General features: G+C 71.9%; 18 protein-coding genes and 1 riboswitch. Of the genes, 7 read left to right on the forward strand and 11 right to left on the reverse strand.

The genetic code is table 11. The features are described 5' to 3' along the window. Positions 1–168 precede the first annotated feature (168 nt). The 3 genes from ACOBQU_RS09910 to ACOBQU_RS09920 form a co-directional block, all read right to left on the reverse strand. A complete protein-coding gene (locus ACOBQU_RS09910) occupies positions 169–1,002 on the reverse strand; it encodes a M23 family metallopeptidase (protein WP_423625875.1) in 834 nt (277 codons plus the stop codon). Between the two features lie 13 nt (positions 1,003–1,015). Then, a riboswitch (cyclic di-AMP (ydaO/yuaA leader) is annotated at positions 1,016–1,175 on the reverse strand. 361 nt (positions 1,176–1,536) lie between these two features. After that, a complete protein-coding gene (locus tag ACOBQU_RS09915) occupies positions 1,537–2,904 on the reverse strand; it encodes a M16 family metallopeptidase (protein ID WP_423634378.1) in 1,368 nt (455 codons plus the stop codon). A 23-nt stretch (positions 2,905–2,927) separates the two neighbouring features. Then, positions 2,928–4,283, reverse strand: a complete 1,356-nt coding sequence (locus ACOBQU_RS09920) for a M16 family metallopeptidase (RefSeq protein WP_423625877.1) — start codon at positions 4,281–4,283, stop codon at positions 2,928–2,930. Positions 4,284–4,756: 473 nt separating this feature from the next. Here ACOBQU_RS09920 and ACOBQU_RS09925 point away from each other — a divergent pair, with 473 nt between their 5' ends. Further along, on the forward strand, positions 4,757–7,207 hold the full coding sequence (locus ACOBQU_RS09925) for a DNA gyrase/topoisomerase IV subunit A (RefSeq protein ID WP_423625879.1): 2,451 nt from the start codon (positions 4,757–4,759) through the stop codon (positions 7,205–7,207). Between the two features lie 377 nt (positions 7,208–7,584). Here ACOBQU_RS09925 and ACOBQU_RS09930 read toward each other — a convergent pair whose 3' ends face one another. Then, complete coding sequence (locus ACOBQU_RS09930; protein ID WP_423625880.1) at positions 7,585–8,787, reverse strand: CobW family GTP-binding protein; 1,203 nt, start codon at positions 8,785–8,787, stop codon at positions 7,585–7,587. A 410-nt stretch (positions 8,788–9,197) separates the two neighbouring features. Here ACOBQU_RS09930 and ACOBQU_RS09935 point away from each other — a divergent pair, with 410 nt between their 5' ends. Beyond that, the gene (locus ACOBQU_RS09935; RefSeq protein ID WP_423625882.1) at positions 9,198–9,746 is read left to right on the forward strand and encodes a DUF6082 family protein; all 549 of its coding nucleotides are present in this window, start codon (positions 9,198–9,200) and stop codon (positions 9,744–9,746) included. A 147-nt stretch (positions 9,747–9,893) separates the two neighbouring features. Then, complete coding sequence (locus ACOBQU_RS09940) at positions 9,894–10,130, forward strand: hypothetical protein (protein WP_423625884.1); 237 nt, start codon at positions 9,894–9,896, stop codon at positions 10,128–10,130. Between the two features lie 302 nt (positions 10,131–10,432). On the opposite strand, the gene ACOBQU_RS09945 is transcribed toward ACOBQU_RS09940, so the two are convergent. Then, on the reverse strand, positions 10,433–11,608 hold the full coding sequence (locus tag ACOBQU_RS09945) for a citrate synthase (RefSeq protein ID WP_423625886.1): 1,176 nt from the start codon (positions 11,606–11,608) through the stop codon (positions 10,433–10,435). 129 nt (positions 11,609–11,737) lie between these two features. Here ACOBQU_RS09945 and ACOBQU_RS09950 point away from each other — a divergent pair, with 129 nt between their 5' ends. From ACOBQU_RS09950 to ACOBQU_RS09965, 4 genes are all read left to right on the forward strand, one after another. Further along, positions 11,738–13,033, forward strand: coding sequence for a citrate synthase (locus ACOBQU_RS09950; RefSeq protein WP_423625888.1), 1,296 nt, complete (start codon positions 11,738–11,740; stop codon positions 13,031–13,033). A 90-nt stretch (positions 13,034–13,123) separates the two neighbouring features. Beyond that, entirely contained in the window at positions 13,124–14,095 is a 972-nt protein-coding gene (locus ACOBQU_RS09955; protein WP_423625890.1) for a sucrase ferredoxin, read from the forward strand. A gap of 165 nt (positions 14,096–14,260) precedes the next feature. Beyond that, complete coding sequence (locus ACOBQU_RS09960; RefSeq protein ID WP_423625892.1) at positions 14,261–15,895, forward strand: sensor histidine kinase; 1,635 nt, start codon at positions 14,261–14,263, stop codon at positions 15,893–15,895. Beyond that, on the forward strand, positions 15,892–16,569 hold the full coding sequence (locus tag ACOBQU_RS09965) for a response regulator (protein ID WP_423625894.1): 678 nt from the start codon (positions 15,892–15,894) through the stop codon (positions 16,567–16,569). The genes ACOBQU_RS09960 and ACOBQU_RS09965 overlap by 4 nt, the downstream gene beginning before the upstream one ends. A gap of 43 nt (positions 16,570–16,612) precedes the next feature. Here ACOBQU_RS09965 and ACOBQU_RS09970 read toward each other — a convergent pair whose 3' ends face one another. The 6 genes from ACOBQU_RS09970 to ACOBQU_RS09995 form a co-directional block, all read right to left on the reverse strand. After that, positions 16,613–18,205, reverse strand: a complete 1,593-nt coding sequence (locus ACOBQU_RS09970) for a solute symporter family protein (RefSeq protein WP_423625896.1) — start codon at positions 18,203–18,205, stop codon at positions 16,613–16,615. Next, a complete protein-coding gene (locus tag ACOBQU_RS09975; RefSeq protein WP_423625897.1) occupies positions 18,202–18,705 on the reverse strand; it encodes a DUF485 domain-containing protein in 504 nt (167 codons plus the stop codon). Before ACOBQU_RS09975 ends, ACOBQU_RS09970 begins: the two co-directional genes overlap by 4 nt. A 135-nt stretch (positions 18,706–18,840) precedes the next feature. Continuing rightward, complete coding sequence (locus ACOBQU_RS09980; RefSeq protein ID WP_423625899.1) at positions 18,841–19,593, reverse strand: response regulator; 753 nt, start codon at positions 19,591–19,593, stop codon at positions 18,841–18,843. Continuing rightward, entirely contained in the window at positions 19,590–20,738 is a 1,149-nt protein-coding gene (locus ACOBQU_RS09985) for a sensor histidine kinase (protein ID WP_423625901.1), read from the reverse strand. The genes ACOBQU_RS09980 and ACOBQU_RS09985 overlap by 4 nt, the downstream gene beginning before the upstream one ends. Before the next feature lie 33 nt (positions 20,739–20,771). Then, positions 20,772–21,260: a DUF1453 domain-containing protein gene (locus ACOBQU_RS09990; protein ID WP_423625903.1), complete on the reverse strand. Its 489-nt coding sequence runs from the start codon at positions 21,258–21,260 to the stop codon at positions 20,772–20,774. A 215-nt stretch (positions 21,261–21,475) separates the two neighbouring features. Beyond that, on the reverse strand, positions 21,476–23,599 hold the full coding sequence (locus tag ACOBQU_RS09995) for a DNA gyrase/topoisomerase IV subunit B (protein WP_423625905.1): 2,124 nt from the start codon (positions 23,597–23,599) through the stop codon (positions 21,476–21,478). Between the last annotated feature and the right edge of the window lie 388 nt (positions 23,600–23,987).

Genomic DNA, 23,987 nt, shown 5'->3' on the forward strand with positions numbered 1-23,987 from the left:
GCCTCGGGCCGGACGAGCCTCGGCCCCGGGCATTGGGCTCCCGGGGGGGGATTGCGCTTCGGACTTCGGGCTTCCGGTCCCGTGACGCCGAAAGCCCCGGCACGGGGAGCCGGGGCTTTCGTACGGCTTTCGTACGGTGAGGTCGCGTCGAGGGCGACGCGTGCCGGGTCAGACGTTGACGCCGTGGGAGCGCAGGTACGCGATCGGGTCGATGTCCGAGCCGTAGTCGGCGCCGGTGCGGGCCTCGAAGTGGAGGTGCGGGCCGGAGGAGTTGCCGGTGGAGCCGGACAGGCCGATCTGCTGGCCGGGGGTCACGGTCTGGCCGACGGTGACGCTGAGGGAGGACAGGTGGCCGTACTGCGTGTACGTGCCGTCGTTCATCTTGATCACGACGTTGTTGCCGTAGGCGCCGCCCCAGCCCGCCTCGACGACGGTGCCCGCGCCGACGGCCTTGACCGAGGTGCCGGACGCGGCGTGGAAGTCGATGCCGGTGTGGCTGCCGGAGGACCACATGCCGCCGCCCGCCTTGTAGGCGGTGGAGACGTACGAGCCGCTGACCGGGGCCACGTAGGCGTTCAGGCGCTTGCGCTCGGCGTCGCGGGCGGCGCGCTCCTTGGCCTCGCGGGCCTCACGGGCCTCGCGCTCCTTCTTCGCCTTGGCCTCCGCCTTGGCCTTCGCGGCGGCCTCCGCACGGCGCTTCTGCTCGGCGGCCTTCTGGCGCGCCGCTTCCTCGGCCTGCTTCTGCGCCGCGGCGTCGATGGCGGCCTGCTTCTGCACGGCGGCCTGCGTGTCGATCTCGCTGGCCAGGGAGTCGCCGACGGAGATGGCCGGGGTCAGGCCGGTGGTCGCGTGGTCGGCGGGCGCGTCGGCGGCGAGCGCCGGAGCGGCGAGGCCCGAGATGACGCCGGTGGTGGTGAGCGCGGCGACACCGGCGGCGCTGGCCGTGGTGCGCGTGAGGCGGCTCGGGCGGCGGTGCTTGCCGGTCGGGCGGATGAGCGCCATGAAGCGGCTGGTCCTTTCCTTCCTTCTCGCCTACCGGGTTAGCTGACGGGTTCGGAGCAGGAAGGTCTCCTACGGGCTCCTCGCCGCGCGGCAAGGCGTCCGATTCACCCCAGGGGACTTGGGTCCCCGGCTCCCCTGGCTCGCGCCGTACGGGGACTCGGCGATGACTGTCCGGTGCCGCGGACGCGGCGTACTGCCTGACGGACAGCCGGATCGACGCTAAACGGCTCTTCTTTCAATCGACAAACGGATCCCGGCTTTTGTAGCGCACGCCACACGGCAGACACCCAACCTCCCTGTCAATTCGGACATATGGCGGCATGCAGGGACCCCAGGGGCTTCTTGAGCCTCCGGGGTCCCTTGAGTTACGCGGTGTTGGTGCCGGTTTGTCCGGGCGGTGCCGAACCTGCTTGGCGGGGGTGGCGGCGGGCCTGTCGGCCCGCGCAGTGGCGGGCCCGGCCATGCGCGCAGTGGCGGGCCCGGCCATGCGCGTGGCGGCGGGCCCGGCCATGCGCGTGGCGGCGGGCCCGCCGCTCAGCCGGTGACGACCGTCACCTCGCCGATGCCGAGCGCCTTCACGGGCTCCGCGATCTGCGCCGCGTCACCCACGAGGACCGTCACCAGGCGGTCGCTCGGGAAGGCGCTGACGACGGCCGCGGTGGCCTCGACGGTGCCGGTCTCGGCCAACTGCCGGTACAAATGGGCCTGGAAGTCGTCCGGGAGGTGCTGCTCGACCTGGTCGGCGAGGGTGGCGGCGACCGCCGCGGCCGTCTCGTACTTCAGCGGGGCCACGCCCACCAGGTTCTGCACGGCGACGTCGCGCTCGGCGTCCGTGAGGCCCTCCGCGGCGAGGGTGCGCAGCACCTTCCACAGGTCGTCGAGCGCCGGGCCCGTGTTGGGCGTGTCCACGGAGCCGCTGATGGCGAGCATGGCGCTGCCGGAGCCGTCCGGCGCGGAGCGCAGCACCTGACTGAAGGCGCGCACCCCGTATGTGTACCCCTTCTCCTCGCGCAGGACGCGGTCGAGGCGCGAGGTGAGGGTGCCGCCCAGGCAGTACGTGCCGAGGACCTGGGCGGGCCACACGCGGGCGTGCCGGTCCGCGCCGACGCGGCCGATGAGGAGCTGCGTCTGCACGGCGCCGGGGCGGTCCACGATGACGACCCGGCCCCTGTCGTCGGCGGTCACCGGGGGCACCGGGCGCGGCTCGGCCGGGCCGCCGGTCCAGGCGCCGAGGGTGTCGGCGAGGACGGCGTCCAGGTCGGTGCCCGTGAGGTCGCCGACGACGACGGCGGTGGCCGCCGCGGGGCGCACGTGCTTCTCGTAGAAGGCGCGGACGGCGGCGGAGTCGATCGCGGTGACCGTCTCCTCCGTGCCCTGGCGCGGGCGGGACATGCGGGCGGTCGCCGGGAAGAGCTGCTTGGCCAGCTCCTTGGCGGCGCGGCGCGCGGGGTTGGCGGTCTCGTGCGGGATCTCGTCCAGGCGGTTGCGCACCAGGCGCTCGATCTCGCTGTCCGCGAAGGCGGGCGCCCGCAGGGCGTCGGCGAGCAGGCCGAGCGCCTTGGGCAGGCGGGAGACGGGCACTTCCAGGGAGACGCGGACGCCGGGGTGGTCCGCGTGGGCGTCGAGCGTGGCGCCGCAGCGGTCGAGCTCGGCGGCGAACTCCTCCGCGGAGTGCTTGTCGGTGCCTTCGGAGAAGGCCCTCGCCATGATCGTGGCGACGCCGTCGAGGCCCTGGGGCTCGGCGTCCAGGGGCGCGTCGAGGTGGACCTCGACGGCCACGAGCCGCTGGCCGGGGCGGTGGCAGCGCAGCACCGTCAGGCCGTTGTCCAGAGCGCCGCGCTCGGGGGCCGGGAACGCCCAGGGCTTGGCGGCGCCCGCCTGGGGCTGGGGGTGGAACTCCATCGTCACGGGCGTCTCCGTCTCGGTCACTTCGCCGCCTCCTCTTCTTCCTGCTCGGTCTCGTCGGCGGCGGCCTCGGCGGCCACGGGCTCGTAGACCAGGACCGCGCGGTTGTCGGGGCGCAGGCGGGCCTTGGCGACCTCCTGGACTTCCTCCGCGGTGACGTCCAGGACGCGCTGGACGGCGGTCAGGGCGAGCTGCGGGTCGCCGAACAGGACGGCGAACCGGCACAGTTCGTCGGCGCGGCCCGCCACCGTGCCGAGCCGGTCGAGCCACTCGCGCTCCAACTGGGCCTGGGCGCGCTCCATCTCCTCCGGAGTGGGGCCCTCCTCGGCGAACCGGGCCAGCTCCTCGTCGACGGCGGCCTCGATGACGGGGACCTCGACGTCGCCGGAGGTCTTCACGTCGAGCCAGCCGAGCGAGGGCGCCCCGGCGAGCCGCAGCAGGCCGAAGCCCGCGGTCACGGCCGTGCGGTCACGGCGCACCAGGCGGTTGTAGAGCCGGGAGGACTCGCCGCTGCCGAGGACCGTGAGCGCCAGGTCGGCGGCGTCGCACGCGCGGGTGCCGTCCTCGGGGAGGCGGTAGGCGGCCATCAGGGCGCGGGCCGGGACGTCCTCCTCGACGACCTCGCGCAGCTCCTTGCCGATGCGCTCGGGCAGCGAGCCGTCCCTCGGGGGCTGCTTGCCGTCGTGCGACGGGATGGAGCCGAAGTACTTCTCGATCCAGGCGAGCGTCTGCTCCGGGTCGATGTCGCCCACTACGGAGAGGACGGCGTTGTTCGGCGCGTAGTACGTGCGGAAGAACTGCCGGGCGTCGTCGAGGGTGGCGGCGTCCAGGTCGGCCATGGAGCCGATCGGCGTGTGGTGGTAGGGGTGGCCCTTCGGGTACGACAGGGCGGTGAGCCTCTCGAACGCCGTGCCGTACGGAACGTTGTCGTAGCGCTGGCGGCGCTCGTTCTTCACCACGTCGCGCTGGTTGTCCATCGACTCCTCGTCGAGCGCCGACAGGAGGGAGCCCATGCGGTCGGCCTCCAGCCAGAGCGCGAGCTCCAGCTGGTGGGCGGGCATCGTCTCGAAGTAGTTGGTGCGCTCGAAGCTGGTGGTGCCGTTCAGCGAGCCGCCCGCGCCCTGTACCAGCTCGAAGTGGCCGTTGCCGTGCACCTGCTTCGAGCCCTGGAACATCAGGTGCTCGAACAGGTGGGCAAGGCCCGTGCGGCCCTCCACCTCGTGGCGCGACCCCACGTCGTACCAGAGGCAGACCGCGGCGACCGGGGTCAGGTGGTCCTCGGAGAGCACCACGCGCAGGCCGTTGGCCAGCCGGTGCTCGGTCGCTGTCAGGCCGCCGGAGCCGGCTTCGGCCGTGGCCGTGTGACCCATGGGCATGTACGTCCCTTCGATCGCTGAATCCTCAGTAGGTGCTGCCAGTCCTGCCACTGTAAGCAAGCGTGCTGACACCTGGCGAAGTTCCCGCTCCGCCCTCGGCGTAGTCGGCGTTCGCCGTGGGCGTGATCGTGTTACCGCGCGGGGGTGACGGGGGCGGGGGCGGGCTGACGGATGGGGGCGCGGGGGCGGGCGCGGGCTGACGAATGGGGGGCGCAGGGGCGGGCGCGGGCGCGATCGCCCTCCGCGGGTGGCGCGCCCCCGGGCTACAGGGGGCTCCCCCAAGCTGGGCGTGGCGCTCCCTCCCAAGGCGCTCCCCCAGGGTGACGCACCCCCTCGGCACGGCGCCCGCCGAGGCGGCCGACCGCCTGGTTGCGGCGCGTCCGGGCCCGGGTCGTGGTCGGGGTTGTCAGTGGGACGGTCCACAATGGTCGGCGTCAGATCCCGCACTTGTTGGTGAAGGAGCCGCAGCAGCGATGGCCCGCCGCAGCACGAAGACCCCGCCGCCCGACGACTTCGAGGAAAAGATCCTCGACATCGACGTCGTGGATGAGATGCAGGGCTCCTTCCTCGAGTACGCCTATTCGGTCATCTACTCCCGCGCCCTGCCGGACGCCCGTGACGGCATGAAGCCGGTCCAGCGGCGCATCGTCTACCAGATGAACGAGATGGGCCTGCGCCCCGAGCGCGGGTACGTCAAGTGTGCCCGCGTCGTCGGCGAGGTCATGGGCAAGCTGCACCCGCACGGCGACGCGTCGATCTACGACGCCCTGGTGCGCATGGCGCAGCCCTTCTCCATGCGCCTGCCCATGGTCGACGGCCACGGCAACTTCGGCTCCCTGGGCAACGACGACCCGCCCGCCGCGATGCGGTACACGGAATGCCGCATGGCCGACGCCACGTCCCTGATGACGGAGTCGATCGACGAGGACACGGTCGACTTCACGCCGAACTACGACGGCCAGGAGATGGAGCCCGTCGCCCTCCCGGCGGCCTACCCGAACCTCCTGGTGAACGGCTCGTCCGGCATCGCCGTGGGCATGGCGACCAACATGCCGCCGCACAATCTGAGCGAGGTCATCGCCGCCGCCCGCCACCTCATCAAGCACCCGGGTGCCGACCTGGAGACGCTGATGAAGTTCGTCCCGGGCCCGGACCTGCCCACGGGCGGCCGGATCGTCGGCCTGTCCGGCATCAGGGACGCGTACGAAACGGGCCGCGGCACCTTCAGGACCCGCGCCACGGTCTCCGTGGAGAACGTGACGCCGCGCCGCAAGGGCCTGGTCGTCACCGAACTGCCCTTCACGGTCGGCCCGGAGAAGGTGATCGCCAAGATCAAGGACCTGGTCGGCTCCAAGAAGCTCCAGGGCATCGCCGACGTCAAGGACCTCACCGACCGCGAGCACGGCCTGCGCCTGGTCATCGAGATCAAGAACGGCTTCGTCCCGGAAGCCGTCCTGGAGCAGCTGTACAAGCTCACGCCGATGGAGGAGTCCTTCGGCATCAACAACGTGGCGCTGGTGGACGGCCAGCCCCTCACCCTCGGCCTCAAGGAGCTGCTCGAGGTCTATCTGGACCACCGCTTCGACGTGGTGCGCCGCCGCAGCGAGTTCCGCCGCGGCAAGAAGCGTGACCGGCTGCACCTGGTGGAGGGCCTGCTCGTCGCCCTCGTGGACATCGACGAGGTCATCCGCCTCATCCGCTCCAGCGAGAACAGCGCGCAGGCCAAGCAGCGCCTGATGGACCGCTTCTCCCTGAGCGAGGTCCAGACGCAGTACATCCTGGACACCCCGCTGCGCCGCCTCACCAAGTACGACCGCATCGAGCTGGAGTCCGAGCGCGACAAGCTGAACGCGGAGATCGAGGAGCTGACCCGGATCCTCGAGTCGGACGCGGAGCTGCGCAAGCTGGTCTCCTCCGAACTGGCCGCCGTGTCCAAGAAGTTCGGCACCGAGCGGCGCACGGTCCTCCTGGAGTCCTCCGGCACCCCGGCCCCCGCGGTGTCCCTCCAGGTCGCCGACGACCCGTGCCGCGTCCTGCTGTCCTCCACGGGCCTGCTCGCGCGTACGGCCAATGGCGAGCCCTTCTCCGAAGGCGGCGGCAAGCGCGTCAAGCACGACGTGATCGTCTCCGCGGTGCCCTCGACGGCCCGCGGCGAGGTCGGCGCGGTGACGTCGGCGGGACGGCTGCTGCGGCTCGCCGTGGTCGACCTGCCCCAGCTGCCGGACACGGCGTCCGCGCCCAACCTCTCCGGCGGCGCCCCGGTCGCGGAGCTGCTCACCCTGGAGGCGGACGAGAAGCTGGTCTGCCTGACCACGCTCGACGAGTCCTCGCCGGGCCTGGCGCTCGGCACCGAGCAGGGCGTCGTCAAGCGCGTGGTCCCCGACTATCCGGCCAACAAGGAGGAGCTGGAGGTCATCACGCTCAAGGACGGCGACCGCGTCGTCGGCGCGGTCGAGCTGCGCACGGGCGAGGAGGACCTGGTCTTCATCACGGACGACGCGCAGCTGCTGCGCTACCAGGCGGGGCAGGTCCGTCCGCAGGGCCGCCCGGCGGGCGGCATGGCGGGCATCAAGCTCGCGCAGGGCGCGAAGGTCATCTCCTTCACCGCGGTCGACCCGGCGGCGGACGCGGCGGTGTTCACGGTCGCGGGCTCGCGCGGCACGCTCGACGACTCGGTGCAGACGACGGCGAAGCTCACGCCGTTCGACCAGTATCCGCGCAAGGGCCGGGCCACGGGCGGTGTCCGCGTGCAGCGGTTCCTGAAGGGCGAGGACTGCCTGAGCTTCGCCTGGGCGGGCCCGACGCCCCCGCGCGCGGCCCAGCGCAACGGCCTGCCCGCCGAGCTTCCGGAGCCCGACCCGCGCCGGGACGGCTCCGGGGTGTCCCTGGCGAAGCCGGTGGCGGCGGTGGCCGGTCCGGTGTGACGCCGGTGTCCGGCCGGGTGTGACGCCGGTGTCCGGCCGGGCGTGGCACTGGTGTCCGGCTGGGCGTGGCACCGGTGTCCGGTCCGGCGTGACACTGGCGGGGCGGGTGTGACGTGGGCAGGGGGCGCCGAGGGTGGATGGGGCGCCCCCTTCTGGGCGTGCGCCGTCCGTGGCACCCCGTGCGCCCCTTAGGGGGTGGGGTGCCCTCGCCGGGGCGGGGGCGGGCTCACGGCGCACCGGGCAAGGCGCCCCTGTAGGCGGACGGCCTGCGGGGAGCCGACGAGCCCGGGCAGGGGCAGGCGGCTGCGCACTGGCCCTGCCCGAGATGCCCCGTGGGCGCGTTCGTGCCGAGCCGCGCAGACGTCGGCGCGCTCCCCTTAGAGGCTGGGCTCAGCGTCCGCGTCAGGGTCGGCGTAGAGGTCCAAGGCGGGATCCATGGCCGAACCGTCGCCGACGCCGAGGCCCAGCTCGGGATCGCCCGTCCCCTCACGGCCCGTCTCCGGCTCGGGCTCCCGCACATACCGCAGCACCCCCCACATGCCGAACTCATCCGCGTGCGGGGCGTCTTCGTCGCCCTCCTGGCACCGGCTCAGCTGCTCGTGCAGCGCCGGTACGTCGATGCCGGAGCCGATGAGGACGAGCTGGGTGAGCCGCTTCTCCCCGGCGTCCCACGGCTCGGGGTAGAAGCGCAGGAACCGCCCTACGGAGTGCACGGCGTACCGGTTGCGGGCGTCGGCGGCACCGAAGTCGACGTACCCCTTGATGCGGTAGAGCCCCTCGGGCCTGCTGTCGAGGAACGCCATGAGCCGACGGGGGTTCAGGGGCGCTTCGGAGGTGAAGGAGAGGCTTTCGTAGCCGGTGTGCAGATGGGCGTGCCCGGGGTCGCCGCACCGGCAGTCGCCGTCGGCGTCCCTGCCGTGCGCCGCCTCGCCGTGGTCGTGCAGGTCGTCGAAGGAGAGCTGCCCGACGCGTTCCTCCAGGGGCTTGCGGTCCAGGAGGAGCTCCACGTCGACGCGACCGTAGGAGGCGGCGACCACGGCGGCCCGGTCGGTGTGGCGGCGCACCTCGGCGAGGATCCGCTCGCGCTCCGCGTCGCTCACGCGGTCCGCCTTGTTGACGACGACGAGGTCGGCGATGCCCAGGTGCCGGTCCACCTCGGGGTGCCGCTCCCTGGTGGCGCCGAACTCGGCGGCGTCGACGACCTCCACGAGACCGCCGTACACGATGTGCGGATTCTCGCTGGCCAGCACCATCCGCATGAGTTCCTGCGGCTCGGCGAGCCCGCTCGCCTCGATGACGATGACGTCGATGCGGGCGGACGGCCGGGCGAGCCGCTCCAGATAGGTGTCGAGTTCACTGGCGTCCACGGCACAGCACAGGCAGCCGTTGCCGAGCGAGACCGTGGAGTCGCCGAGTTGTCCGGCCACGGCCATGGCGTCGATCTCGATGGACCCGAAGTCATTGACGATCGCGCCGATCCGGCTGCCGCCGCTGCGGTGCAGCAGATGGTTCAGCAAGGTCGTCTTGCCGGACCCCAGGAAGCCCGTGAGAACCACGACCGGAATCTGCCGCTCAAGCACGTACGCCCCTCGCCATCAACTCACGTCAAGGTGGATCAACACTGTTCAAGACTGATCACGTCCGCATGGATCACGTCCACGCGTCCGCACGGACCAGGCCCACACCGCGCATACAGGTCGCGGGCAGGACCATGTACGGCGAGTGAAGACCGCTCCAGGATATGTGCGCGTAGACGCGCCGCTAGGTGAACGATTGTTAGCCGCGCTTGCGGGGCACACATTGGTCACGGCGCCCGGAGACCTCAGCCCTGTTGCCCGCCGTGCTTCCGTGCGCCTCTTCTCCGCCTTCCAGCCGATCAGAGCCGCTCGGCACCCTGGGAGACGGCAGCGCCGCCCATCGCTCGCCGGTCCGCACCCTGTCGCCTCCATGCCCGAAGACCGGCGGACGGTCGCCTGGATCGGGGGTAGACATGGTCAGTCAGAACTTCGGGATACGGGAGCTTCGCTCCGCGGCCGGGGCGGGGATCGCCTTCGCGGCCGGGTGCGTCGTCCTCCTGATCGCGCAGCAGCGCAGGTACGCGGAGCTGCGCTCGCGGGCCGAGCGCGCGGAGCGCGCCGACTGGCGGCGCGCGATGCTGGCGGAGCAGCAGGGCCTTCAGCGCTACCTGCTGAACAAGGCCATCGACGACCCGGACCTCGCTGCCGTGTACAGCATCGCCGAGGCGGAGTCCCCGACGCAGCAGCGCCAGTTCCTGTTCGCCAACGCGCTCTACACCAACACCCTCCTGGCCTACCGGAGCGGCATCGTCAGCTGGGAGGAACTGCACGGCCACCTCCGCTGGATCTGCCAGAACCCGATCTTCCGCACGTACTGGCAGGCGACCCGCCACCAGCGCGCCAGCCTGAAGGACGCCTCGGACGAAGCCCGGGTAGGCCAGATGATGGACTCGCTGATCCACGATCTGGACGAGGCCGACTCCGACGAATGGTGGGTGGTGGGGGAACCACCCCCGGAATAGGCCCAGTTGGAGCAGGCCCCGGAACGAGCGCGTAACAATCAACGACTACCCTGTCCCCACTCCGCCGCCTGTCCCTTCAGGCGGCGGCTGGCTCTGCTTTCCCCCGTTCCCCCTACCCACCCTCACTCTCAAGGACAGGGATCCACTTTGAAGATCGTGCGCCGCATCGGTGCGTCTCCACGCGAACGTGGCAGCCTCGCCGGTGATACCTGCCCCGACATCTTCGAGCTCAGCGACGGCAACTTCGCGGTCATCGGGACAGAGGCCACCGCGGCGCTCGACAGCGAGCTCCCCCATGACGCCGCGCGCGCGGCCGACGAACGCATCGTCGTCATCAGCCGCGAGACCCTGATCCGGGCCAGGGCGGACATCCCCCGGACCTGAAGCCCGTGTCGTGTCGGCGCCGGGCCGCAGAACGGCCGCCAGGCCGTGACTGCCCGCAACGACCGCGTCGCCGTCACCCCGTGTGCCCCACGGCGCGGAAGCGGGACGCACCATCGTCCGTCCCCTGCGCTTCTCCCCGTCGAGGCCGCCTCCGGACACCCCGTCGAGGCCACCTCCGGATGACGAGAACCTCCGCCCGCCCCCACAACGTGTGAGGTCCGGCGCCAGACCGGCGCCGGACCTCAGCTGTGCGCGCAGCCAGCGGGCACCTCGGCCCACAGGCGCCTCAGTCCACGGGTACCTCAGCCCACGGGCGGCACCGCCACCGGCGGCACCGGCCCCACATACCGCGCCGCCGGGCGGATGATCTTCGAGTCCTCCGCCTGCTCCAGGATGTTGGCGCTCCAGCCCACGACCCGCGCGGAGGCGAACGTCGGGGTGAACATCTCGCGCGGCAGCCCGCAGAGCTCCATGACCACGCCCGCGTAGAACTCCACGTTCGTGTGGAGTTCGCGGCCGGGCTTCAGCTCCGCGAGGATCTCCTCGACCTGCCGCTCCACCTCGACGGCGAGTTCCACCAGCTCACCGCCGAACCCCTGGGCGATGCCCCGGAGCATGCGCGAGCGGGGATCCTCCGTGCGGTAGACGGGGTGCCCGAACCCCATGATGCGCTCACCCGCGAGGACCCGCTCCCGAATCCAGGAGTCGATGCGCTCGGGCGTGCCGATGGCGTCGAGCGTGTCCAGGGCGCGGCTGGGCGCACCGCCGTGCAGCGGACCGGACAGCGCGCCCACGGCCCCGACGAGGCAGGCGGCGACATCCGCCCCGGTGGACGTGATGACGCGGGCGGTGAAGGTGGACGCGTTGAAACCGTGGTCAATGGTGGAGATCAAGTACTGCTCGACCGCCCGCGCACGGGCCTCGTCCGGTGCGGCACCGGTCAACATGTACAGGTAGTTGGCCGCGTATGAGAGGTCGTCGCGCGGCTCCACGGGGTCGAGCCCCTGGCCGAGCCGGTACAGCGCGGTCAGCAGGGTCGGTACGACGGCGGACGCGGCCAGCGCGTCGGCCCGGCGTTGCTCGGCGTCGATGTCGTACACCGGGCGGAAGCCCCGCGAGGCCCCGAAGAGCGACAGGGCGGTGCGCAGCCCGGACAGCGGCCCGGAGAGCGCGCTGGCCCGGGCGATCGCGGGCAGCGCCGCCCGCACCTCTTCGGGCAGGTGCCGCAGCGCGGCCGTCCGCTCGGCGAACGCGACGCGCTCAGCGGCGTCCGGCAGCGCCCCGTGGAACATCAGGTGCCACACGTCCTCGAAGCTGCGGGTCTGCGCGAGCTCCACGGCGGAGTACTGGCGGTAGTGGTAGAAGCCCTCGTACCCCCTGACGTCGCCGAGGTGGGTCTCGGTGACGACGACACCCGCGAGGCCGCGGGGGACCTCCACGGGGGCGCTGGGGGTGGTGGCGGAGCCATTGATCGGCATGGTGTTCCTCGACTTCCTCCCTGGACTTGATTCGACTGTCCATGCTTGACTCGTAGCCTGTCAATATTGATTGAATCAATATATGCATCCAGGAAATCCAGGCATCGGGACACGGATACGGTGACGCCCATGACCGATCAAGCAGCGGGCACGTCCGCCCACGGCACCCGACGGATCAGCACCAAAGAGGCCGCGGAACTGCTCGGCGTGAAACCCGAGACCGTGTACGCGTATGTGAGCCGCGGTCAGCTCAGCAGCCGCCGCGGCCCTGGCGGCCGGGGCAGCACCTTCGACCCCAAGGAGGTCGAGGCCCTCGCCCGCAGGAACCGCCGCGAGCGCGCCGCCCCGGTGTCGGCCAACGAACTGTCCGTACGGACCCGCATCACGCTGATCGACAAGGACCGCTACTACTTCCGCGGTGTGGACGCGGCCCAGCTGGCCCTGACCCACTCCTACGAAGAGGTGGCCGAATGGCTGTGGACCGGAGTCCTGCGCCCCGGTATCCACTTCACGGCACCCCCGGAGGCGGCCGGTTCGGCGCGGCTGGCTGTGCGCGCCCTCCCCGCGCACGCCGGGCCCACGGACCGGCTGCGGGTGGCCGCCATCGCCGCGGCCGCCGCCGACCCGCTGCGGTTCGACCTCTCCGAAGAAGCGGTCGTCGGCACGGCCCGCACCCTGATCCCCACCCTGGTCGCCGCGCTGCCTCCCCTGCTGCCCACGCACCGGGACGGCGGCCCGCTCGCCGGGCGCCTGTGGGGGCGCCTCAGCGGGCACACGCCCGACGAGGCGTCGCTCCACGCGCTGGACACGGCGCTCGCCCTGCTCGTCGACCACGACCTGGCCGCGTCCACGCTGGCGGTCCGCGTCGCCGCGTCGGCGCGCGCCCACCCGTACGCGGCGGTCTCGGCCGGTCTCGGCGTCCTGGAGGGCCCCCTGCACGGCGCCGCGAGCGGCCTCGCCCACCGGATGCTCTTGGAGGTCCTCGAACGCGGCAGCGCCGCCCCCGTCGTCGCGGAGGAGCTGCGCGCCGGTCGTCGCGTCCCCGGGCTCGGCCACCGCGTCTACACCGGTGAGGACCCACGCGCCCAGGCGCTGTTCGGTCTCCTCGAAGTGATGCCGAAGGCCGGGCCCGCCCTGGCGGCCGCGCGCGACGTGGTGGCCACCACCGCCCGCCACACCGACCTGCGCGCCAACGTCGACCTGGCCCTCGCTGTCCTGACCGTGTCGTCCGGCATGCGCGAGGAAGCGGGCGAGACCATCTTCGCGGTGGCCCGCACGGCGGGCTGGATCGCGCACGCCCTGGAGGAGTACGAGGAGCGGCCGATGCGGATGCGCCCCGTCGGCCAGTACGTCGGGCTGCGCCCACCACAGCCGCTGCCCGCCGTTCCAAGCACCCCTGACGTCCCCGGCGCCCGCGAGGCGTGAGCCGACACCCTCCCGGCACGGCCGAGCTGAGGATCCGCCGGACCGGCCACGTGAACCGTGCCGGAGCGGACGCGGGTTAGGCTCGCCTCCGTGAGTACGTGCGCGACCGCCTCGCGGGACCTGAACGAACCTCTCGCGGGCACCGCGGCCACCGCCAGGACATGGCTACTCCTGGAACAGCCCGGCCCCTGGGGCGCCAAAGCGCTCACATCCAGCCATCTGGACCCGGACGTCGGCCGCGCCCTGGAGAGCGCCGCGGAGCCCACCGGAGTGCGCGTGGCGCTCATCCGGCGCCCCGGGCGCCACGCCGACTGCCACACGCCCGCGCGGCACCAGGTGTACGTGGCGCACACCTCCCCCGGAAACGCCTGGCTGCGCACCCACGTCCTGGATGACCCGCGGCAGTTGCTCGACCTGGACTTCGCGGCGCTCAGCGCGGGCGACCACGGCGGCTTCGGCACACCGCACACGGGCGCCCCGCTGGCGCTGGTGTGCACGAACGGCAAGCGCGACCGGTGCTGCGCCCTGCTCGGCCGCCCCCTCGCCGCCGAACTCGCGGCCTCCGGAGAGCAGGGCGTCTGGGAAGTCACTCATCTAGGTGGTCATCGCTTCTCACCCACGCTTCTGGTGCTGCCGTACGGCTACGCGTACGGACGGACCGCGGCCCACACGGTCAAGGAGGTCCTCCAGGGCGTACGCGAGGGACGGATCGTCACTGAGGGGTGCCGCGGCAGCTCGGCCTGGGAGCGCCCCGGGCAGGCCGCCGAACTCGCCGTGCGCAGGGCGGCCCGGGAGGACTCGGCGGATGCCCTGACCGTCCTGGGCACCACCGGCGCCGCCCCCCGCTGGGACGTGACCGTCGCGCACACCGACGGGCGGCGCTGGCAGGTCACCGTCGCCCAGGGCGCCGCCCGGCCCCCGCGCCCGGAGAGCTGCGGCGCGGCCCTGGGCACGCCCGCGCGGATGGACGTGGTGGCGATGCGCGAGGCCTCGGCGGCCGACGACACGGCGCCCGGGCAGGAGCTGCCCAGCACACCCGCGCGGGGCACCCGGCACGCCTGACCAGGGGGCACCCTCCCCTCCCCGGCAAGTCAGCGGGCCTCCCCTGGAGAGATCCCCGCCACACTCCCTTCGGAGTGGGCCACCCCCCGCCGTACCGTTCCTACCCATGAGCCCGCCTCCCCCGCTCCGCCTGCCAGACGGCTGCGCCTCGGTCTGCCGCGGCGGGTGTTCTCGCAGGTGCTGCTGATGCAGGTGGCGATCGCCGCCGGGGTCGCCGTGCTCGCCACCGGGCTCTTCCTCGCGCCGCTCAGCGACCAGCTGGACGACCAGGCCATGCGCCGTGCGCTCGCCATCGCCCAGACCACCGCGGCGCAGCCGCGGATCGCCGAGGACCTGACGTCCACGCGCGCTTCGGCCGACGGGCCCGTGCAGGCGGCGGCGGAGCGGATCCGCGAGGCCAGCGGCGCCGAGTACGTCGTGATCATGAACAAGCAGGGCGTGCGCTGGTCCCACACCGATCCGGACGAGATCGGCAGGGTCGTCTCGACGGACCCCAGCGACGCGCTCGCCGGACGCCGGGTCATGGAGATCGACAACGGCACGCTGGGCCGCTCGGCACGCGGGAAGGTGGCGCTGCGGGACACGGACGGCGCCATCGTGGGCGCCGTCTCCGTAGGCATCGAGTACGACAGCGTCCGCGCGCGGCTCATCCACACGATCCCGAGCCTGTTCGCGTACGCGGGCGGGGCGCTCGCGGCCGGGGCGCTGGCCGCCTACCTGATCTCACGGCGGGTGCAGCGCCAGACCCGGGACCTCGCCTTCTCCGACATCTCGGCGCTGCTCGCGGAGCGCGAGGCCATGCTGCACGGCATCCGCGAGGGCGTCGTCGCCCTCGACCGCGCGGGACGCGTCCGGCTGCTCAACGACGAGGCCCAGCGGCTTCTCGGGCTCGGTGCGGAGGCCATCGGCCAGCCCTTGGACGCGGTGCTCGGCCCGGGGCGGACCACCGACGTGCTCGCGGGGCGCGTTACGGGCACCGACCTGTTGACCGTGCGCGGTCAGCGCGTCCTGGTCGCCAACCGCATGCCCACGGATGACGGGGGCGCCGTCGCGACCCTGCGCGACCGTACGGAACTGGAGCAGCTCGGGCGCGAACTCGACTCCACGCGCGGCCTGATCGACGCCCTGCGCGCCCAGGACCACGAGCACGCCAACCGCATGCACACGCTGCTCGGCCTGTTGGAGCTGGAGATGTACGAGGAGGCGGCCGACTACGTCGGTGAGGTCGCGGGCGCGCACCGGGTGACCGCCGAGCAGATCACCGAGAAGGTCCACGATCCGCTTCTGTCGGCCCTCCTGGTGGGCAAGGCCACCGTCGCTACGGAGCGCGGTGTGACGCTCGCCCTCTCCGAAGAGACCACGTTGCCCGACCGGCTCGTCGACCCCCGTGGCCTGGTCACGGTCCTCGGCAACCTCGTCGACAACGCGCTGGACGCCGCGGCGGGCACCCGCCACGCGCGCGTGGAGGTCGCCGTGCGCACGGAGGGGCCTCAAGGGCGCACGGTCGTCCTGCGGGTGCGTGACACGGGCCCTGGAGTGCCGCCCGAACAGCGTGAGTCGGTGTTCACGGAGGGCTGGACCACCAAGGAGGCGCCCACGCACGGCAAGCGTGGCATCGGCCTCGCCCTGGTGCGCAGGCTCGCCGAGCGGCAGGGCGGCAGCGCACGGGTGGGCGCGGCGCCCGGCGGGGGCGCCGAGTTCACCGTCGTCCTGCCCGAAGCGCTCGCGGAATCTCAGCCCTTCGCCCCACCTGTCGGCCCGCCCGTCGCCCCATCCGCCACCTCGGAGGAGACACGATGATCGAAGTACTGGTCGTGGACGACGATGTGCGCGTGGCGCACGTGAACGCCGCCTACGTAGAGAAGGTGCCGGGTTTCCGCGTGGCCGGGCGGGCCCACAACGCCGCCGAGGCCCTGCGGCTGGTCGAGGAACTGCCCGTCGACCTGGTGCTGCTCGACCACTACCTTCCGGACGAGACGGGCCTCACGGTGGTGCGCGCCCTGCGCGAACGCGGCCACCAGACCGACGTGATCATGGTGACGGCGGCACGTGACGTCGCCACCGTGCAGGCGGCGATGCGGCACGGCGCGCTCCAGTACCTGGTCAAGCCGTTCTCGTACGCGGGCCTGCGCACCAAGCTCGACGCGTACGCGACGCTGCGCCGGACCCTGGACAACGGGGGCGAGGCCGAACAGGCGGAGGTCGACCGGATCTTCGGCGCGCTGTCGGCGACCGCGGCCCCCGAACTGCCCAAGGGGCACTCCCCCACGACCGCGGAGTTGGTCCGCCGCGCCCTGATGGCCGCTGACGGGCCGCTGTCAGCGCAGGAGCTGGCCGAGCGCACCCGTCTGAGCCGCCAGACCGCACAGCGCTATCTGAAGCTTCTGGAGCGCACGGGCCGGGTGAGCCTGAGCCTCAAGTACGGCGACACGGGTCGGCCGGAGCACCGCTACACCTGGTCGTACGGCCGCTAGCGCCCTCCTGCCACCCGGTCGGCCAGCCGACCGGCTTCCGGCGTCACACCGCCCCGGCCCCGGTCAGCGAACGGACCTCCGTCTCCGCGTGCTTGGCCTCATCCGCACGCTCGGGCGACATGAGCGTGCCGAGCCAGCCCGCGAGGAAGCCCAGCGGAATCGACACGACGCCGGGGTTCTCCAACGGGAAGTACTGGAAGTCCACCCCGGGGAACAGCGAGTTCGGGTCCCCGGAGACCACGGGTGACAGCACGACGAGGACGAGCGCGGGCACCAGCCCTCCGTACACCGACCACACGGCGCCCCGCGTGGTGAACTCCCGCCAGAACAGCGAGTAGAGCAGCACCGGCAGATTGGCCGACGCCGCGACGGCGAAGGCCAGGCCCACCAGGAAGGCCACGTTGAGGTCGCGGGCGAGCAGGCCGAGCCCGATCGCCACCACCCCGATCCCGGCCGCGGCGATCCGCGCCACCGCCACCTCGCTGCGCGGCTCGGAGCCCGGCCGCCGCAGGGAGGCGTACAGGTCGTGGGCCACGGACGCCGACGAGGCAAGCGTGATCCCGGCGACCACGGCGAGGATGGTGGCGAAGGCCACGGCGGCGACGACCGCGAACAGAACCGTTCCACCCGTGGAATCCGCGCCACCGCCCAGGTCCAACGCCAGCAGCGGCACCGCCGTGTTGCCCGCCGCGTTCGACCCGCGCACCGCGTCACCGCCGACCAGCGCGGCCGCCCCGAAGCCGAGCACGATCGTCATCAGATAGAAGCTGCCGATGAGCCCGATGGACCAGACGACCGAGCGGCGGGCGGCCCGCGCGGTCGGCACGGTGTAGAAGCGCGAGAGGATGTGCGGCAGCCCGGCCGTGCCGAGGACCAGAGCCAGCCCGAGGCTGATGAAGTCAAGCCGCGCGGTCCAGTCGCCCCCGTACTTCAACCCTGGCGCCAGGAACTCACTGCCGTGCCCACTGCGTTCGGCGGCACTACGCAACAGGTGGTCGACATCGCCGTGGAAGCGCATCAGGACGAGCACGGTGAGCGCGATCGCGCCGCCCATCAGCAGGACCGCCTTGACGATCTGGATCCACGTGGTGGCCCGCATCCCTCCCAACGACACATAGATGACCATGAGCGCGCCGACGCCGATCACCGTCCACGCCTGCGCCGCCTCGCCCGTCCCGCCGAGCAGCAGCGCGACCAGCGACCCCGCCCCCACCATCTGCGCCACCAGATAGAGAACGGACACGGTCACCGAGGAAGTTCCCGCCGCGATCCTTACGGGCCGCTCCCTCATCCGCGCCGCGATCACGTCGGCGAGGGTGAACCGCCCGCAGTTGCGCACCAGTTCGGCCACGAGCAGCAGCACGACGAGCCACGCGACGAGGAACCCCACGGAGTAGAGCAGCCCGTCGTAGCCGTAGAGCGCGATCAGGCCCGAGATGCCGAGGAACGAGGCGGCCGACATGTAGTCACCCGCGATGGCAAAACCATTCTCCATGGGCGAGAAGAGCCGCCCGCCCGCGTAGAACTCCTCCGCCGAACCATGCCGGTTGCGGCTCACATACGTCGTGATCGCGAGCGTGACCGCCACGAACACGCCGAACAGCACCAGCGCCAGCGTCTGATGGTCACCGGTCACCGCTCGGCCCCCTGCCTGTGCTCCCGCTCCTGCTCCCGCCTCTGCTCGAACACGGCCCAGCGCAGATCGAGCGCCGCCCGATCCCGGCGCAGCCGCGCGTGCCGCGCGTACGCCCAGGTCAGCAGGAACGTGGTGAGGAACTGCGCCAGGCCCGCGACCATCGCGACGTTCACCGCCCCGCTGACCGGCCGCGCCATCAGCTCCGGGGCCGTCGTCGCCGTCACCACGTACGCCACGTACCAGGTGAAGAAGGCCACCGCCGCGGGTACGACGAACCTGCGGTACCGGCGCCGCACTTCCTGGAAGGCGGCGCTCGCCTGCACCTCCAGGTAGATGTCGGCCGCGCCGCGCTCCGGCGCGACGGCCGGGGTGGGCACCGTGGGCGCGGGCGCGCCGGTGCTGTCCCGCTCGCCCCACCCGGAGACCAGCTCGTCAGACCAGGGATCTGTCAGATCGCCGGGCCGGGCCCGCCCGGCATCGCGGCCGTCCTGCTTCTCCACCGCACTCTCCTTGTCCGCGGCCACGTTCGGCCGCGAGCCCAAGGATGGACAGACCAGGAAGATCCCTGACTCTTCTCTCTTCGCTCTTCACCCCATCAGGTGATGAACGTGCTCACCTGCGTGTGTCCCCCCGTCTCACCTGCTGGTGCTGCCCGGTGGACGCGCGAGTCCGCGCTGATAGGCGTAACGCACGGCCTGGGCACGGTCCTTGAGGCCTGCCTTGGCGAAGAGGTTGTTGATGTGTGTCTTCACCGTGGCGGTGGAGACGTGCAGCGCTCTGGCGATCTCCTGGTTGGTCATCCCCTCCGCGATCAGCCCGACCACTTCCGTCTCCCGCACGGTCAGCCCGTCCGGCGGCTCCACTGGCTTGGCGGGCTGCTCGGGTTCTGACAGGCGCTCCAGCAGACGCCGTTGGATCTTCGGCGACAGCCCCGCGTCCCCGGAGAGCACGTCCTCGATGGCCCGCACGATCTCCTCGCCGCCCGCGTCCTTGGTCAGATATCCGCGGGCCCCCGCCCTGAGCGCCGGGAACAGCGACTCGTCATCGGCATACGTGGTGAGCACGACCACCTGCGTGTCCGGGTACCGCGCCCGGATCCGGCGGGTGGCCTCCGCTCCGTCGCAGCGGGGCATCCGCAGGTCCATCAGCACGACGTCCGGGGACAGCTCCGCGACGAGTTCCACCGCCTCCTCGCCGTCACCCGCGGAACCGATGACCTCGACGCCGGGCAACAGCCCCAGCAGCATCACGATGCCCTCGCGCACCACGGTCTGGTCATCGACCACCAGCACGCGCGCGGGCTTCTTGCCCCCGTTCACCGGCTCCGCGGGGCCTCCCCGGCCCTCAGCCGCCGCGGCCTGCTCGGGGCTCCCGCCCTCTGTCGTCATCCCGGCACCCTCAGCCGCACCACGAAGCCCTCCTCCTCCGGACCTGCCTCCAGCGAGCCGCCGAGCAGCTCGGCACGCTCGCGCATGCCCAGCAGACCGTACCCGGATCCGGAGGCGGCGAGTTCGCCTGGCTCTCCGCCCGAATCCCTTACGTCCAGCGTCACTTCGCTCTCCCCGTACTCCAGCCGCACGCTCACCCGTGCGCCCGGCGCGTGCTTGCGCACGTTCGTCAGCGCCTCCTGCGCCACCCTGCGGACCGCTTGCGACGCCTCCGCGGGCAGGGCCCGCCGCTCCCCCGAGACGGCGACCGACGCCCCGTCCGCCGCGACCAGGTCCCGTAGGAACTCTTCGACGGGTGTCATCTCGCCCCGCAGCGCCGATAGCGCCTGGCGGGTCTCGGCGAGCCCGTCGGCCGCCATGGCCCGCGCCGCCACCACCCGTTCGTGAATCCGGTCCCGCTCCGCGTCCGCCTCGATGAGCAGACGGGCCGCTTCCAGGTGGACGAGCTGTGCGGACAGGCTGTGCGCCAGCACGTCGTGGATCTCCCGGGCGATCCGGGCGCGCTCGGCCAGGGCCGCCGACTCGGCCTCGGCGGCACGCGCCGCGCGCTCCTGGGCGAGCAGCCGCTGGGCGTTGCCCCGCGCCTCGGCGTCCAGGCGCAGCACATAGCCGGAGAGGCCGAGCCCCGCGGTCACGGCTGTCGTCGTTGGCCAGGGATCGTCGTTCACCAGGGCGAACGCACCGAGAGTGGCCACGGCGGCGCTCACCGCCACCGCCAGCGGCAACCGCTCCAGGGCCAGGACGGCGCTGGAGCACCAGAGCACGACCGCGGGCAGGTCGAACCCGGTCCCATGGGCCAGGAGGCCCGCCGCGGCCAGCACGCTCAGGGACGCCAGCGAGGACCACGGCCTCCGCTCCAGCGTGGCGCGGAAGTACCAGACGACCGCGGCCACGCAGGCCAGGATCACCAGCACCGCCAGGCCGAGCCCCCAGGTGGGGACGCCCCCGCGGAAGAGGGTGCTCCACAGCAGCAAGCCGAGGAACACCGCGCGCACGACCCAGCTCAGCAGCCGCCGGGGGCGCGTCAGCTCATCCCAGGCGAGCGCTTCCCGCGCGGGCCAACGCGTCCAGGTATCACGCGTCACGCGCGCTCCTTCCCTGCCGTCCCGAGGACACCGTCACCGTACGCCGCTGGGGATCGCCTGAGCCGGGCGCAGGGGCCGGGCCCTCAGCTCCAGCAGGCCCGCTCGCACCAGCAGCGACGCGGCGAGGGCGAGCAGCAGCGCGCCGGAACCCTGGCGGATGCCGAGGAGCAGGCCGACGCCCATCAGCCCGAGCCGGGTGGCTATGCCGATGCCCCACACGGCCGCCGTGGCCCTGGTGCCCCGGCTCCATATGGATCCGTCCGGCTCGGCCCAGATGTGGCTGGTCCGGGCCCAGGCAGCGCCTATCAGGAGACCGGCCAGGACCTCGCAGACGAGCAGCGCTATGGACTCCGCCTGGTGGTGCGGGTCGATGAGGCCGGATCCCCGCGCGCCGATGTAGGCGAGGACGGCGGGCGCCAGCCACCAGCGCTGGGAGCCGGTCATGCGCTGGGGCTTGAGCTGTCGTGCGACGATCAGCACGACCGCGGCGAGGATCAGCAGAGCGTTGGCGAACCCGGGCATCGCGGCCTCCGATGACGTGCGCGGACGACGAAGTACTACGCCTTCGACGGTACGGAACCGGGCTGGTCAGGAGATCGGAGCAGGGGTGGATGGCGGGTGGATCATGGGTGGATCCGGGATCTCCACCCGTGGGTGGAGTCAGGTGCCACCGCGCGGTAACGCGCGGGGCCCCGGACCGGGTGAACGGTCCGGGGCCCTGAGGCCGTCCGCGGCGGCTAGGCGTCGATGCGGGAGCGGTCCAGCGTCGCGGCGGAGCTGGTGATGAACTCCTTGCGGGGTGCGACCTCGTTGCCCATCAGCAGGTCGAAGACCTGCTCGGCGGATTCCAGGTCGGCGATGTTGATCCGGCGCAGAGTGCGGTGGCGCGGGTCCATGGTGGTCTCGGCCAGCTGGTCGGCGTCCATCTCACCAAGGCCCTTGTACCGCTGAATCGAGTCCTTGTATCGCACGCCCTTGCGCTCGAACTCGAGCAGGGTGTCGCGCAGCTCGCGGTCCGAGTACGTGTAGACGTACTTGTCCTGGCCCTTCTTGGGCTGGGTCAGCTCGATGCGGTGCAGCGGCGGGACGGCGGCGTACACGCGGCCTGCCTCGATCATGGGCCGCATGTATCGCTGGAAGAGCGTCAGGAGCAGGCTGCGGATGTGCGCGCCGTCGACGTCGGCGTCGACGAGCAGGATGATCTTTCCGTAGCGCGCCGCGTCGATGTCGAAGGTCCGGCCCGACCCGGCTCCTATGACCTGGATGATCGCGCCGCACTCGGCGTTCTTCAGCATGTCCGAGACGGATGACTTCTGAACGTTGAGAATCTTGCCGCGGATCGGCAGGAGGGCCTGGAACTCGGAGTTCCGGGCGAGCTTGGCGGTGCCGAGCGCGGAGTCGCCCTCGACGATGAACAACTCGCTGCGCTCCACGTCGTCGCTGCGGCAGTCGGCGAGCTTCGCGGGCAGCGAGGAGGACTCCAGCGCGGTCTTCCGCCGCTGGGCGTCCTTGTGCTGACGGGCGGCGATGCGCGTCCGGGCGGCCGCGACGGCCTTCTCCATGACGGCTCGGGCCTGCGCCTTGGCGTCGCGCTTGGTGGAGCTCAGGAAGGCCTTGAGCTCCTTGGCGATGACGTTGGCCACGATGCGGTTGGCCGCGGACGTACCGAGGACCTCCTTGGTCTGGCCCTCGAACTGCGGCTCGGCCAGGCGGACCGTGACGACGGCTGTCAGGCCCTCCAGGGCGTCGTCCTTGACGATGTCGTCCTCGGCGACGCGCAGCAGCTTCTGGGCGCGCAGCGCCTCGTTGACGGTCTTGGTGAGCGACCGCTCGAAGCCGGTGACGTGGGTGCCGCCCTTGGGGGTCGCGATGATGTTGACGAAGGACTTGATCGTCGTGTCGTACCCCGTGCCCCAGCGCAGGGCGACGTCCACGCCCAGTTCGCGGGTGACCTCGGTCGGCGTCATCTGGCCACGCTCGTCGAGGACGGGCACGGTCTCCTTGAAGGTGCCCTGCCCGGAGAAGCGGAGGACGTCGCAGACCGCCTTGTCCTGCGCCAGGTACTCGCAGAACTCGCTGATGCCGCCGTCGAAGCGGAAGGATTCCTCACCCTTGGTGCCGCCCTCGCCGAGGCCGAACTCATCGCGTACGACGATGGTCAGGCCGGGCACCAGGAAGGCGGTCTGCCGCGCACGCTGGTGGAGCGTCTCCAGGCTGAGCTTGGCGTCCTTCAGGAAGATCTGCCGGTCCGCCCAGTACCGCACGCGGGTGCCCGTGCGGGCCTTGGGGATCTTCTTGATCTTGGTCAGACGCGCCGAGGGGTCGAACGCGGCGTCCGGCCCGGACTTCGCGAAGGCTCCGGGGACACCTCGGCGGAAGCTGATCGCGTGGGTGTGACCGGCGCGGTCCACCTCGACGTCGAGACGGGCCGACAGGGCGTTCACCACGGAGGCGCCGACGCCGTGCAGGCCGCCCGACGCGGCATAGGAGCCGCCGCCGAACTTGCCGCCCGCGTGCAGCTTCGTCATGACGACCTCGACACCGGAGAGGCCGGTCTTCGGCTCGACGTCGACCGGGATGCCTCGGCCGTTGTCCCGCACCTCCACGGAGGCGTCGTCGTGGAGGATGACCTCGATGTGGTCGCAGTACCCGCCCAGGGCCTCGTCGACGGAGTTGTCGATGATCTCCCACAGGCAGTGCATCAGGCCGCGGCTGTCCGTCGACCCGATGTACATGCCGGGGCGCTTGCGGACGGCCTCCAGGCCCTCCAGGACGAGAAGGTGCCGCGCGGTGTAGTTGGAACCGTCCCGGTCTGCTCCGGTCAGCAACGCTGTGGACGGCACGGACGTCTCGGCGGTCACGCGGTTCGCTCCTCGCTGAATTTCAAGGGGGCCCTTGAGGGTAAGGGCTCGGCTTCGGGTGCCGGTCAGAGGGTACCGAGGCCTGGTAGAGCCGTTGTCACGCCACCCTCGACTCGACCCAGGGTAATCCAGATGCGTACACATGTTCGATCCCTCGTTGGAGTGAAGCGCACGTCACGTTCCCATCCAGGCATGAACCATTTAGGCTCCGGGCACGTCCTCATGAACAACCGGCAAGCCAGCCGGACGAGGACCTGACCCAGCACAGCGCGAAACCGTACGACACGTAAGACACGCAATACGGCACATTCGCCGCCAACCGGTAGCAGACAGCCTCCTCGAAAGAAAAATTCGAGGAAAAGCCACGAGCGGGAACGTTTTCGGCCTG

The organism is Streptomyces sp. G45 (genome assembly GCF_049542095.1).
Lineage (GTDB): Bacteria > Actinomycetota > Actinomycetes > Streptomycetales > Streptomycetaceae > Streptomyces.

Coding starts and splice junctions, on each gene's coding strand:
- ACOBQU_RS09990 (WP_423625903.1), bottom strand. CDS start 21,260: ATGCCCGGGTTCGCCAACGCTCTGCTGATCCTCGCCGCGGTCGTGCTG.
- ACOBQU_RS09980 (WP_423625899.1), bottom strand. CDS start 19,593: ATGACGACAGAGGGCGGGAGCCCCGAGCAGGCCGCGGCGGCTGAGGGC.
- ACOBQU_RS09910 (WP_423625875.1), bottom strand. CDS start 1,002: ATGGCGCTCATCCGCCCGACCGGCAAGCACCGCCGCCCGAGCCGCCTC.
- ACOBQU_RS09965 (WP_423625894.1), top strand. CDS start 15,892: ATGATCGAAGTACTGGTCGTGGACGACGATGTGCGCGTGGCGCACGTG.
- ACOBQU_RS09920 (WP_423625877.1), bottom strand. CDS start 4,283: ATGCCCATGGGTCACACGGCCACGGCCGAAGCCGGCTCCGGCGGCCTG.
- ACOBQU_RS09945 (WP_423625886.1), bottom strand. CDS start 11,608: ATGCCGATCAATGGCTCCGCCACCACCCCCAGCGCCCCCGTGGAGGTC.
- ACOBQU_RS09925 (WP_423625879.1), top strand. CDS start 4,757: ATGGCCCGCCGCAGCACGAAGACCCCGCCGCCCGACGACTTCGAGGAA.
- ACOBQU_RS09935 (WP_423625882.1), top strand. CDS start 9,198: ATGGTCAGTCAGAACTTCGGGATACGGGAGCTTCGCTCCGCGGCCGGG.
- ACOBQU_RS09915 (WP_423634378.1), bottom strand. CDS start 2,904: ATGGAGTTCCACCCCCAGCCCCAGGCGGGCGCCGCCAAGCCCTGGGCG.
- ACOBQU_RS09950 (WP_423625888.1), top strand. CDS start 11,738: ATGACCGATCAAGCAGCGGGCACGTCCGCCCACGGCACCCGACGGATC.